Origin of the sequence: Bartonella florencae (genome assembly GCF_000312525.1) — a bacterium.
GTDB classification, from domain to species: Bacteria; Pseudomonadota; Alphaproteobacteria; order Rhizobiales; family Rhizobiaceae; genus Bartonella; species Bartonella florencae.
On the sequence record NZ_HE997457.1, the window covers coordinates 1 to 12,500 of the forward strand.

Genomic DNA, 12,500 nt, shown 5'->3' on the forward strand with positions numbered 1-12,500 from the left:
CTTTTTTATTTTCCCTAGAGCGTTTTTCATGAATCAGCAAGAAAATCATGCTCCAAAAGTTCTCAAAGAATATTACATAAAAAACCGTTCTCCTCTCCCCTGTCCAGCATAAGAAGGCCAATACCATAAACAATACCTTCATTTGCTGGAGGTTCTTCTCCAGATACTGTCATTTTTCAGTATTCTTAGTGCCTTTGGGGGCAATGGATCACTTTTGGAACATAATGGAGCAGGAAGCATTTTATCTCCAGCATCAGTAAAGGAGATAAAAATATGGAAACCCGCATTCCCGAAGACACACCCTTCGATACACATTTTCTAGGGGAGACATCCTTAGAGACAAAATATCCTTTTTTCCAAACACCCATTTCATGGTCAGCCATCTTTGCCGGACTGGTGACAGCCCTTGCCACCTCAATCTGCCTCTCCTTTTTGGTAGCAGCCTTAGGATTTGGCCAAATGGATTTCACTTCCTCAACCCCTTTTGGGGGCTCTTTCCTTTCCTTTGGCATAGGCTCTCTTATCGTTATGTTGATAAGTCTTGCTTTGGGAGGCTTTGTGGCTGGGCGTTTTGCTGAAACCTCAGGAAGCCTGCATGGCTTTCTCACTTGGGCTCTTATAACTCTGCTGATGACCTTCCAAGCCATCCATGTGGTTTCAAGCACAGCAAAAATAGGGACGAAAACGGCTCTAGAAAACAGCTCCATAATCCAACAAACCGTGGATAGCTTTAAAACAAACATTTCGCCTCTTCTTGCAAAATTAAACAGCGAGGATTTTGCAAATTTTTTGACAAAAAACAGCGAAGATGGCATCAATTTTGAGCAACTTGGCAATGAATTGCGCAGCCTTCTCAACAAAAGTGATATACCTGCCCTCAATCCTGAACGTTTAAAACAATCCTATCAGGCAGCGCTCAGCGATATTGGGGAAGCAATCACCGCGTTTAAAAAGGACCCATCTCACTATCGCAAGACTTTAAAAAATCTTGGTGAACGTCTTTCTGATCGCCTAGAAGATCTGACGACAAAATTTGATCGTAGCGATATCATCAATGCGCTCATAAAAGATGGCATGCCCCGTGCGGATGCACAAACAGCAACCAACCGTGCCCTTCATGTCTATCAAAAGGCAGAAGAAAAAACGACAAAAGCGATAAAAGCGCTTGAAGAATGGGCTGAAACCCTCTCTGACAATCTTAAAGATACCATCAAGGGCTCTCAAAAGACCGTGACAAGATTGAGCCACGGTGGTTCCAAGATTGGATGGTGGGGTTTTTTAGGCAGTTTAATAGGGGCGGTCATTTCGAGTATTTTTGGTTATTATGGTTATAGAAGCCGCAGGGACTTTTTGCAGCTTTAAATTTTCTAGCTTTCCAGCGAGCATAAAAAAGCTGCACAGATTTGTGCAGCTTTTTTTACATTTTTTTGATGACACTTTATTTATCATATAGTTCTATCATTGCATCTCCTATAGAAAACTTTACTGTCTTGCTCCTCTCATAAAGCTCCTCACTAAAAAACACAAAAGAATAGCTTATCATCGCAAAGAGATATTATGCTCGTTTTCAATACAGCCCTTATTGAAAGAGTTTCCTTTTTCCACTTTCAGCAAAAAACTAGACAAAGCAAAATGAAACGATAAACCATACCAGATATGCGAAGGAAGAAATTTTAGCTCTAATATCTTGGGAGAGGAGCATTTGACAAAAAAATAAATCCATGCCAAGTCTGAGAATGTAATAGTTTTTTAAACTATCGCTTATTTATAATTATAAGGGGAGGAATATATGAATATTTCATTTAATGAAGTAGAAGATGTTATTGAGTTGGCTGCTGACGAAGTTGTGCCAATTGTGAAGAATGTTAAATACGCTCAGCGCAGCGATGTTCAAATTTATCAAGATGAACTTGATATGAATGGTTCGCTAGAAGTTTAATAATGTATTGTTGATACAGATCTATTTATACATCTAACTTTAAAAATTAAGCATATTATTAAGAGCATGTTTGAATTATTTTCAGAGGGCTTTTCTCAAACAATTTGGGCTAAGCAAGCAGCTGAATTATCAATTTCATACATCCCTTTCAATGAAAGAGATGTTTTGGATGCTCTAAAGCAATACGCACTACATCCTCATAAACTCTTAGCTCTTAAGCCTAAATCCGAAGTAGTAACGATAATCAATGGGGTGCGGAGTCCACATCCTCTTCCAAACTTTCTTGTTTTAGACACGGACAGGACTATAGAAGAATATACTGACCGCGTTGACCAATATGCCGAAGGACAAGAATGGGCGATCATGTATTATGGGTTATATGCTGCAACCCCTGTATTGTGGGACGCAGCAAAGCAGTTTGCAAATCAATTAGCACATTCTTTAGGGTTTAGGCCTGGTGGACGCGTAGATATTGACTGCTTTATTGGCCGGTATTCTTCTACCCATGTTGGAATCCATGTGGATCATGCTCATAATTTTGCTTTTACGCTACAGGATGGCAAAACAATGTTTGCATGGCCCAGCACACGAAAAGACCTTCAAGGGTTAAAATATCCTGAATATGAAGAGCATAAACCAACAGCAACTGCGCTGCAAAATCTGACAGATCGTGTTGCCTACTTCCCTCATGATGCTTTCCATGTTGCCGAAACGGGAGAAAAGGTTGCTGTGAATATCAATGTCGCTTTTTGGGAAACAGCCCACGATGCACAACACCATAGAGATTATGTCATGCATTTACTCCATCTCGATAATCGAACGCGACATGATATCCGCACATCAGGAAGAGTAAATTTAAACCCTGATAATGCTTTTCAACACTCCACACTAAAATCCGCCACTGCAAATGGTACCTTAAAACGCCATATGCTGGTTTCTCAATTAATTAGCGATACAAGTTCACGTTTATGCGTCGGTCGCCCCCTTATTGATATTTCTGAAATTGAAAATGAAATCTCTCTTCGCCCGTCTGCAACCCTCCAATGGGTGCCCTTAACTGAAACAAAAGAACTCCTCATCGCTGCCAATGGGCATTGTGCCAGTTTTGAATATAGCTCTCCTCTAGAGCACTTTCTTTCTCAACTTTCATCCAGAAAAAAACTAGATTTAGCAAAATTAAATGATAAATCCTATAGATATGGGCAGGAGGAAATTTTAAAAACCGTAAAAGCTTTAGCATGTTGGGGGGCGTTGTGATAAAGAAAAAATCCATAATTTTTGCCCAAATAGGACTTTTTCTTGTTTTGAGCTTGAGCAGCTTTGCCGATGAAACAGCTCAAGTCACTTTTGCTTTACACTTAGCAGAAAGTACAGCCTCCATTTCCATGCTGCTTTTTGCAGGGCTTATAGGAGGAATTTGTGCAGGTCCCATTGCCCCGCGTCTTTTGCACCGCTTCCAGCCAGCACACACAGTGACTGTTGTTTTATTATTTGAAGCACTCTTTATAGCTACAGCCGCAATTGCCAACCAGTTTTGGTTTTATATTGCCCTTTCTTTTGCACTGGGCTGTGCTGGTTCAATCTTTTGGTCTGCTATCCTTGTTGCTGTACCTGAATTAGCAAACAATGATCAGCAACTAGACCGCATCAATCGTATCATCCAAACGGTTCGTAATCTTGGCTATATTGCCGGACCACTGTTAGGAGGCATGTTGTATGGTCTATCAAACGGGCAAAAAGGGCTCTTTTCATTGTCAATCATGGTTCTCTGTGCAGCCTTGATCACCACATACTGTTTTAAAAGTTTAAAAGTGCATGAAAAAACGATAAACCCATCACAGCAAAGCAAAAAGGGGCTAGACTTAACAGGGCTCTTGCGTAAAAAAAAGGTTGTCTATGCTCTTGCCCCTCTCACCCTTACCATCATACTCACCTCTGCTCTCAATGTGTTGTCGATTGTCCGCATCCGCACCGAGCTCTCCTTCAGTGCAGAAACCTATGGCATGATCAGCAGCATGATAAGTCTCGGTCTTGTGGTTGGTCCACTCTGCTTTTCTAGCCTTTTCCACCGTTTTGGCAATGCCGCCGGTGCATCACTGGCTGCTACAACCATTGGCTTTGCCATTTTCTGCTTTTCTTTAACAAACTTCACATGGTTCATGATGTTCTCATTTTTTATTCTTGGGAGTGCCAACGGTGTGCAAAATGCCCTGATGGCAAGTTTTATGATGAAAGCTATCCAGAAAGAACAACGAAACAGCCAAATGCCTGCCTATATCTTTATCATACAAACAGCCGTATGCATTGGTTTTATCAGTGCAGGTTTTGTAAAAGTGCACCATACCCAACACACACTCTTTATCATCGGCATTGCCACCATGATCACAGGCATCTTAGGCTTTATCGTAAACAGCGCTCTGCAAAAAAAGGAAGGTGATCATGCCTAACAGACTTTGCTATCTATTCCAGCAAGCAAACCATGCTAAAAAAGGACATGACAATCACCACCCGATCAAATCCCAGTCAAATTATTCTCTCCCCCCTGCAACCCCATAGCAACCGATAGGACTTTTATGAAGCAATCTTTGAGTGTGGAGCAACGAACAACCATTACCAAAACTTTATATTTTAAAGCAAAAAAAACCAATAACATCATGCAACAAGATCCTATAGGCTTAAATTTTTACCACGGAACAGGCGGTTATGTATGGCAATTAGCAGATACCATGCTACATGACTTAAATGAAAACATCCATACCCTTGCCTTACAAAAACCCACACCACCCATAGCCATCTATTCTTTTGCCGTTTACCCACGCAAATTAGCCCCCCTAGCACACATTCAATGGGCAAAGGACGTACAAATCATAAAAAATAAACCGGCACTCATTGGCAAACGCCAACTTCAACCTATCACCGTTGTTTCCACCAAAAGCAGAGTTTTTGGTGGATTTGATGTAGAAACCTTTACAGCGCTTCATGAAGGTTGTTGCGTTCAATCCTTGAAAGAAATCAAACTCAACGGTTGCCTTTTTAACGCAGAAAATCTTTTGATATCCTTGTTGCGACACGGTCTCATTCAAACAAATCAACAAGCCTTTTCTCCAGATCATGCAACAGCGCTTTTACGAGAGCCAACATGTCGTATTATCAATTCTCCTCTTGGCACCCTTGCCATTAATCAACTCAACGGACGCACAATCCGGCTGAATGAAAAAAACAAACCTCTCCTGCAAAAAGCCACAACAGAAATGCATCTTCAACACCCCATAGAACAAACAACAACCTTTCTTGTCAAAGCAGGAATGCTGCGTTTGGTAAAAGAATAAGGATCAAAAGATGCCCCTGATAAGACCTGGTATGGGAACAGAAAACACTGCCCCGCTTCTTTACACACTCATTCAAATGGCAAGACCGCGTACAGTTCTTGAAATCGGTGCGGGGGATAGCACGCGCTTGATTGCTAAAGCACTGCAAAAAGCAAAACAAGCATGGCAACAGGATAAAAAACTCTTACAATCCCCCACTTGGGAAGAACGTACAGCTTTGCTTGACCCTTCAGGAGTCCTTGAAAATTATCAACCACGATTGATCACCATTGATGATTTTTCAGTAGACAGTCAATCCGCTGAAGAAGCATGGCAAAAACTGCTCCAAGACAAGCGTATTGAAAAAGATACCGTAACATTCATCCATGAAAATTTCTTCTCTCTCAATGAAAGCACTCTCAAATCTTGGGGACCCATAGATTTTGCTTGGCTTGATGCTGGAACGCCGGCAGATGATGTGCGATTTGTTATCACACTTTGGCAACATATCACCGCTGGTGGTTATCTCTGTTTGCATGAACCAACCATGACCACACCCGTTGCTCTTAATGGAAAACAACGGGTGCGAGGTGTCAGAACCCCTTTGTGGGAAGAAATTCTCTACCGTCTTGATGGATCCTATGAGGCTTTAACCCTCCCCGAAAACCACAAATATCGCCAAAGTGGTCTGGGGATTATTCGCAAACGCACCCCTGCAGAACAAATTGTACGAACACAATCGCTCCAAGCAGAACTCATAGAGATCAATGAGCTGCCCATTCGCAATGATCTTTTGCCCATGGGACAAGAAACACTTCACAAACGCAGTAAAGCCAATTCACTGATCTCTGCCATGACCTCAGCAACACTGCGCACTGTTTATGCCGCCATTATCCTTGGTGCGAAAAATCTTTCTGAGATCCTAAAAACTGTCGATTATGATGCGAAAACCATTCACAAAGCGATCAATCGCCTTTTGAATCTTGGTCTTATTCAAAACACAACAGCAGGATTTCAAGCGGAAGAGACACTGTGGAAAATGCTAGAAAATAAACATGAGCGGGAGAGAGAAAATTTAAGCGACCGCCATTTAGAAACAGAAGAGATGCTTACAAGAATTGCCCAAGCCTTTCAAAAGGAAAAAAGCTATAGCGAAACGGAAATCTCCAAGATATGCAACCTCTTTACGGTAGATTTTGCCAGATTACGACGCACCCTCGTTGAAAGAGGATTTTTACAACGCCATGGGGGCAAATATCAACGCATACGCTAAAAAATACCAAACCTTTTGAGACAAAAATTTTAAAAACTAAGAATTTAAAGTAAATCTGATAATCCTTCCTTAAGGAATGGGCAGAACGCACAAAACACAACAACCCTGCCTTGAGACAAAAAACTAGAATGACAGGATATAAAAGCGTAAATTAAAACAATCCTTGCCCCTCTCTTTTTTCATGATAACCTTGCACATAGGGAGTTTATCATGACCGACTATAGCTTTGCAGTTATGAAAAGAAATCTGCGATAAACCAAGGGGACAAATTGGTAAAGCACTCTGTCAAGCTTTTAACACCAATATCTACAAAGGATTGTGAGAATGTGCATGTGGAAGAGAGCCTAAATTATTTCGTATAGGATTGATATCCCAAACTTTTGTAGAGCAAGTCCTTCTCTATGCAAAAACAACCAGAATATTTAAGCATATACACTTAAAATATACAGTGCACAAATAAACACCTCTCACCTTACAGCTTACAGAAACAAAAAAATCTCAAACCTCATGGGTCAACCAGTATTGGGATTTTTCACCACTGGTATAACTTTAAGAACAGCACTATAAAGGGCATCCTTTAAAACAAATAAAATCAATAGTGCAATTAAAAATAAAATGTTACATAAATTCCTTCATTTCAAAGCAAGCATAAAACTCATTCTCATAACGAATTTGCTAAGCAATGTTGGATTCTTTATGGTCGTTCCTTTTTTGGCGATCTATTTAAGCAAATTGAATTCTCTCAGTGCAATAGAAGTGGGTACCATCATTGGTATTGCTTTTTGGTGTCAAAGAGCAGGCTCTCTTTTAGGGGGAATATTTTCCGATTATGTACATATCAAAAAAACCATGCTTTTGGGTTTAGCGATGCGGATTCCAGGCTATCTCATCATTGGTTTTACGCATAACTTTTACCTCCTACTCCTCTCCTGCATCGTCATTGGACTAGGAAGCAGTATATATTTTCCTGCAGCAAAATCTTTTTTAGTAAAAAACGTCTCTCAAGCTGACAAAGTTGATATTTTAGCCATCAGATCAGTTTTTTCCAACATAGGAAGTGCCATTGGTCCATTACTTGGCATGTTCATTTTAAAAGTTCAGCCTCACCTATTATTTAGCTTGGTTGGCTTCATCTTTATTTTATTATTTCTTCTCAACTGCACATTAAAAGAAAGTCTAGGAAACAGCACACGCAGTAAAATAAATTTCTCTGATTTTCGAAAACTGCTCACCAACAAGACGATGCTTGATGTGGCATTTTTTACGTTTTTATTTACCTTTTTTTACACACAACTCGAAGTAACTTTCCCTCTGTTTGCTGACCAAACTTTTGGTAGAAGTGCCCCCTCATACATTTTTCTCCTCAATGCTCTTATTGTCATTTTTTTCCAAATCCCTGTCTCAAGATGGGCATGTAAAAAAAAGGACAAAACACCTATAGTGTTATCCTTTGTATTTTTTGGGCTCTCATTCTTTATTTTCCACGCTCTTGATCATTCTTACCTTAGCCTCTTTTTAGCGATCACCCTTTTTACCCTTGCCGAAATCATTATGCGTATACGCCTCGATTATGATGCAACAAATATAGATGAGCGCCTCATTGCTAGCGCATTTGGCATCATGAGTTTGTCGAGTGCTTTTGGAGGAATGGCAGGAAGTTACTTCGGTTCTCTCTTATACAACAGAGCTGTTTTTGGCTTAACGGTTTGGCAACTCTTAAGCATTGCATCCATCAGCGCTACTTCTCTCTCTCTCCTGCTCTTCATGAAAAGAGCAAAAAGATAAATTCAAGCTCTTACTTACTTCTACCTTTCTTATTAGGCAGGAAGACTTCATATTCTTCCCAGAAGAGATTGCACCAAACTGGAATAAACATCAAACTCCAACCATCGAATCTGGAAATTTGCTTATGGCCATAACTAAGGTAATATAAATACCCGTGTGTACCTTATAGTAACTCAACGGATCAACTATTCTTTATTATATTTACAGTATAATTAATTTGTTATATATTGATACAATGATTGGTTATTAGTTTAAATATATTCCGTACCAATCATGATAAAATGCGGGTAAAGGGGGTAAATGTGGATTTACAAAAAATAGAAGTCAATAGCGGCTTTTCATTTTCTATAAGGGGACAATCAAAAAACTGCTCTCGTTTAATCGCTATGAAGCAGCATCTTATGATCGGTATAAGCCCATTCAACTCAAGATTTTCGGAAAAATATATCACTGAGCTTATATGTTGGAGTGCAAAGAAGTTCAAAGATATTGATATATTGCTCCCAGATATAGAATCAGCAATGCTTCTTATATTGTCATCCCGATCGACTAAGACTAAAGCAGAGAGCAAAACGAAAAAGGAACTGAATCGTATAAGATGAATATTATACAATATTCAGAATTTTAATAATTTAGAAAAGCCATTTCGCATTCTTGACTTCTCTCAATACAAGCAAAATGAAAATTATAAAGTGTTAAAATCAAAAGCTATAAATTTGTACAAAAAAATTCAACATTTAGTGAATTATGCACAAAAATGTCAATCCAAGCAGTTGGGTGTCGAGCAAAAAGCGTGGGATTATCGACTGAAGAAATAAAGTGTTTAGACACAACAGATATTTCTATTGAATATATTTTCGATGAAATACCATTCTACGTAAATACCCCATCTTTACTCAATATAGAAAGCTCAGTTTTGGTCTACCATCGTGAATGGCCAATAGGGGAGTTGTTGCGCAGCAGCAAATCACCTCTATATGTTGATAGGCAACAAGGCCACGGAATTGTTTCAATATGTAGGCAAACTGATGATAAAGAATTCGTTTATAATTAGAAATTCAGGGAGGGAACAAGTAGTGCGCCACGTTATTAAATTTAATGTTATGGATAAAAATTTCCAAAAAAATCCATACGATACATACAAAAATGTACATTCTTCAAACTCTGTTCTCTGGGATGAAAGTCTTAAGGCTTATTTTTTTGGCCGATATGAAGATGTCAACGCAATTTTGAGAGATTCCCGCTTTACCACAGCCCCCTTAGCCGTTCGAGCCGAACCTGTAATGGGTGATCGCGTATTAGCCCAAATGGAAGGGCATGAGCACCATAGCAAGCGGCACGCTGTACTTTCAAAACTTACTGGAAAAATGTTCCGCACACGCTATGCTTCAATTATTGAAGAAACAATAGATCAGCTTCTTATACCGTATCTTATCAAAGGAAGAATAGATATTATTAATGAATTCGGAAAAGATTATAGTGTGCTTGTTACATTAATGGTCTTAGGTCTACCGATAGATCGCTACAAGGATATATCGATGTGGCACAAGGGTATCGCATCTTTTGTTACCAGCCTTAACCAATCAGATGAGGAAAAAGAATTCAGCTTATCGTGTAGCAAAGATATCATTTCTTATCTAACGCCGCTAATAGAAGAATGGGACAAAAATTCATCTGACGACTTAATATCTGTTTTATGTCAGAAAACAGATAATGGTAACAATATGACAACTTCTGAAATAGTCGCGCTTGTTCTTAATATGTTATTAGCGGCCATAGAGCCCGCTGATAAAACCTTAGCCTATCTTTTTTATCATTTACTCACAAATCTAAACGAATTAGAAAAAATTCAAAATGATAGGACGCTTCTTGGCGATGCGATAGCGGAAACACTACGTCTCACTTCTCCTGTTCAGCTTATACCACGCCAGACCAATCAAGAGATGGAGTTCTCAGGAGTTTCATTACCAGCCAATTCTCTTGTTTTTTGCATGATTGGAGCTGCTAACCGTGATCCTGATATTTTTGTAGATCCTAATCATTTCATACTAGAGCGTAAACGGATTGGAAAAACTGGAACAGATTTTATAAAGTCCGCAAACCATTTAGCCTTTGGAGCAGGTATGCATGTTTGTGTAGGCTTTATCTTGCTCTCATGCAGAAAGAATTGACAGCAAACAAACTTCTTAGATAAACTCATCAAGATCCGCTTCAACAAGAGCTTTATTTGGGGAAAAAGAGATTTTACACAAGGGGAATATCTGGGGGGAAAATCAGGAGACAAGCATTGAGGAAAACCACCGACACTCTCAATCACATTCATCCCAATATCTTCACAGCCTTCACAAACAGCTGTCCCTTCTCAAAGCCTGTGATTTATGGAACAGAACCAATCGTGTAAAGAATACCAGCAGGGGACATAAGAATGCAAAAAAGAGATTTCTATAGCAAATCAGAAAAGTGTGTCATCTATACTGTCATTATCTCCAGTATACTTCCCTTGCTGGATGGAAGCATTGTTAATGTCATCCTTCCTGACCTTGCGCGTTATTTTTCAACGGAGAACGATAATATACAATGGGTTGTAACCTCCTATTTTCTCGCTACTGTTCCTGGGCTTTTGATAGCAGCTTTTCTACAGGGAAGAATAGGGATTAAAAAAACTTGGCTGCTTGCAAACTTCATTTTTATGCTTGGATCGCTGGGGGTAGGATTAAGCTATGACTTTCAAACTATTATATCTGCTCGTATCGTTCAAGGTTTTGGAACCGGTCTTTTGTTGCCCCTAAGCCAAACCATTATTGCCTTACAATTTGGACAAGAACGGGTGCGCCAAGCCATGGGCACCATAGCCGTACCCACAGTTTTTGCTCCTGCCTTTGGTCCATTGGTGGGTGCCTCACTTGCTCAGTATGTCTCTTGGCGCTTGTTATTTTTTATCAATATTCCGCTTATTTTCTTGGCAGTCGCCATTGGAGCAAAATATTTAAAAACCAACGAAACAGAAAAAACAAAATTTAACTTACTTGCATTTTTAGCCTTTTCCATATCCCTTATTTCGTTTTTTTATCTCACAGAAGCCGCAAATAGAAACAACAACACCGTATATATCCTAGCACTTACAGCGGTGCTCTCTCTCATATGCTTTATTGTTTTTAATCAGAACGCAAAAAACAAATTAATCGTCTTTAGCGGATTTACAAATGCACGCTACACATTGCTTATGATCATGGGGCTTATTGCTTCATTTCTTTTTTACAGCTTTCTGGTTTATTTCCCATTAGCATACGCCATGGCAGAGCCCCATGAAAAGAGCCTTCTCATCATCGGCGCGGTCCTTGCACTGCAAGGGGTAGGAGCATGGATTGGAAGAAAATTTATTTACCAGAAATGGAAAGAAAAATCTCCCTTTTTCATGATAGGCATTGGTTTGGTGATATCAAGCTTTGGGTTATTATGCTTTGGTTATCATATAAGCATCGATGGACTGGGGTTCTTACTAAGAGGCGTAGGACTTGGTATTACCACCATTGTATGTCTGTCCGCGCCCATCCAATATGTCAATCGTTTATACGTCAAAGATACAGCCGTTATCACACGCATATTACAGCAAATAGGCGGCGCCTTAGGAGGAGTGTTTGCTGGCTATTTTCTTCATTCGCTAACAAAAGGATACCTCTCCCTCAAGCAAACATATCTCATATTCTTCCTCTTTTCTATCTCTGCATTTTTACTGTTTTGCCTCACACTCTCCTTATTACGTAAAGAAAAGAGCGCAAATTTATGAGATGCTTTGTTTAAAGACTATAACATTTGCAATGCTATGATCATACAGCATTTGTTTGGTTGAAAAATACCAATATACAGGAACCTCTACCCCACCCTTCATACATTTGCAGAGCAAAAAGCCCGCCTCCTATCACAAAAATAATATATCCACGCCCTACAGTTTTTTCCATAATCTCTCGCTTAAAAAGCCACCGCGCTGTAAGATTTCCCAAAAATATAGGGAATGAGACACCAATATAGCTTGCTGGCAAACCCAAACTTGTAAGTAAAAAAGGCGACTCTACAATATAAGCAAAATATGCCGCCATCATTTTTACAAAAGAATGCTCAACGGAGGGGCTTCTTAAGCTCTAAAATTTTGCATCTCCCTTTACTTGCGCTCCATTGCACCTCTCTCCGCTTTCCT

General features: G+C 39.6%; 11 protein-coding genes and 1 pseudogene. 11 read left to right on the forward strand and 1 reads right to left on the reverse strand.

From position 1 onward, the window contains the following. Positions 1 to 273: 273 nt before the first annotated feature. From BN202_RS08300 to BN202_RS08340, 11 genes are all read left to right on the forward strand, one after another. Positions 274 to 1,362 (forward strand): YrzE family protein, encoded by a 1,089-nt coding sequence (locus tag BN202_RS08300; RefSeq protein ID WP_019220189.1) that lies wholly within the window; start codon positions 274 to 276, stop codon positions 1,360 to 1,362. A 427-nt stretch (positions 1,363 to 1,789) separates the two neighbouring features. Next, positions 1,790 to 1,939: a hypothetical protein gene (locus BN202_RS10010; RefSeq protein WP_019220190.1), complete on the forward strand. Its 150-nt coding sequence runs from the start codon at positions 1,790 to 1,792 to the stop codon at positions 1,937 to 1,939. Between the two features lie 66 nt (positions 1,940 to 2,005). Continuing rightward, positions 2,006 to 3,196 carry a hypothetical protein gene (locus BN202_RS08305; protein ID WP_019220191.1) on the forward strand — a complete coding sequence of 397 codons (1,191 nt, stop codon included), beginning with the start codon at positions 2,006 to 2,008 and terminating at the stop codon, positions 3,194 to 3,196. Continuing rightward, positions 3,193 to 4,386, forward strand: coding sequence for an MFS transporter (locus BN202_RS08310; RefSeq protein WP_019220192.1), 1,194 nt, complete (start codon positions 3,193 to 3,195; stop codon positions 4,384 to 4,386). The genes BN202_RS08305 and BN202_RS08310 overlap by 4 nt, the downstream gene beginning before the upstream one ends. 126 nt (positions 4,387 to 4,512) lie before the next feature. Next, the gene (locus tag BN202_RS08315; RefSeq protein WP_019220193.1) at positions 4,513 to 5,268 is read left to right on the forward strand and encodes a hypothetical protein; all 756 of its coding nucleotides are present in this window, start codon (positions 4,513 to 4,515) and stop codon (positions 5,266 to 5,268) included. Between the two features lie 10 nt (positions 5,269 to 5,278). Further along, positions 5,279 to 6,520 (forward strand): DUF2087 domain-containing protein, encoded by a 1,242-nt coding sequence (locus tag BN202_RS08320; protein ID WP_019220194.1) that lies wholly within the window; start codon positions 5,279 to 5,281, stop codon positions 6,518 to 6,520. Positions 6,521 to 7,135: 615 nt separating this feature from the next. Beyond that, positions 7,136 to 8,305, forward strand: coding sequence for an MFS transporter (locus BN202_RS08325; protein ID WP_019220195.1), 1,170 nt, complete (start codon positions 7,136 to 7,138; stop codon positions 8,303 to 8,305). 281 nt (positions 8,306 to 8,586) lie between these two features. After that, positions 8,587 to 8,907: a tRNA-dependent cyclodipeptide synthase gene (locus BN202_RS10570; RefSeq protein WP_083859174.1), complete on the forward strand. Its 321-nt coding sequence runs from the start codon at positions 8,587 to 8,589 to the stop codon at positions 8,905 to 8,907. 98 nt (positions 8,908 to 9,005) lie between these two features. After that, complete coding sequence (locus BN202_RS10575; protein WP_425277565.1) at positions 9,006 to 9,359, forward strand: tRNA-dependent cyclodipeptide synthase; 354 nt, start codon at positions 9,006 to 9,008, stop codon at positions 9,357 to 9,359. A 22-nt stretch (positions 9,360 to 9,381) separates the two neighbouring features. Next, positions 9,382 to 10,476, forward strand: coding sequence for a cytochrome P450 (locus BN202_RS08335; RefSeq protein ID WP_019220197.1), 1,095 nt, complete (start codon positions 9,382 to 9,384; stop codon positions 10,474 to 10,476). A gap of 254 nt (positions 10,477 to 10,730) precedes the next feature. Then, a complete protein-coding gene (locus tag BN202_RS08340) occupies positions 10,731 to 12,092 on the forward strand; it encodes an MFS transporter (RefSeq protein WP_019220198.1) in 1,362 nt (453 codons plus the stop codon). Positions 12,093 to 12,192: 100 nt separating this feature from the next. On the opposite strand, the pseudogene BN202_RS08345 reads toward BN202_RS08340, so the two are convergent. Further along, a pseudogene (locus BN202_RS08345) lies at positions 12,193 to 12,399 on the reverse strand (Bcr/CflA family drug resistance efflux transporter); the annotation flags it as partial. Positions 12,400 to 12,500 lie beyond the last annotated feature (101 nt).

What these genes read in the sequence shown, in the direction of transcription:
- BN202_RS08300 (WP_019220189.1), top strand. Translation starts at nt 274, where the DNA reads ATGGAAACCCGCATTCCCGAAGACACACCCTTCGATACACATTTTCTA.
- BN202_RS10010 (WP_019220190.1), top strand. Translation starts at nt 1,790, where the DNA reads ATGAATATTTCATTTAATGAAGTAGAAGATGTTATTGAGTTGGCTGCT.
- BN202_RS08305 (WP_019220191.1), top strand. Translation starts at nt 2,006, where the DNA reads ATGTTTGAATTATTTTCAGAGGGCTTTTCTCAAACAATTTGGGCTAAG.
- BN202_RS08315 (WP_019220193.1), top strand. Translation starts at nt 4,513, where the DNA reads ATGAAGCAATCTTTGAGTGTGGAGCAACGAACAACCATTACCAAAACT.
- BN202_RS08320 (WP_019220194.1), top strand. Translation starts at nt 5,279, where the DNA reads ATGCCCCTGATAAGACCTGGTATGGGAACAGAAAACACTGCCCCGCTT.
- BN202_RS08325 (WP_019220195.1), top strand. Translation starts at nt 7,136, where the DNA reads ATGTTACATAAATTCCTTCATTTCAAAGCAAGCATAAAACTCATTCTC.
- BN202_RS10570 (WP_083859174.1), top strand. Translation starts at nt 8,587, where the DNA reads ATGCGGGTAAAGGGGGTAAATGTGGATTTACAAAAAATAGAAGTCAAT.
- BN202_RS08340 (WP_019220198.1), top strand. Translation starts at nt 10,731, where the DNA reads ATGCAAAAAAGAGATTTCTATAGCAAATCAGAAAAGTGTGTCATCTAT.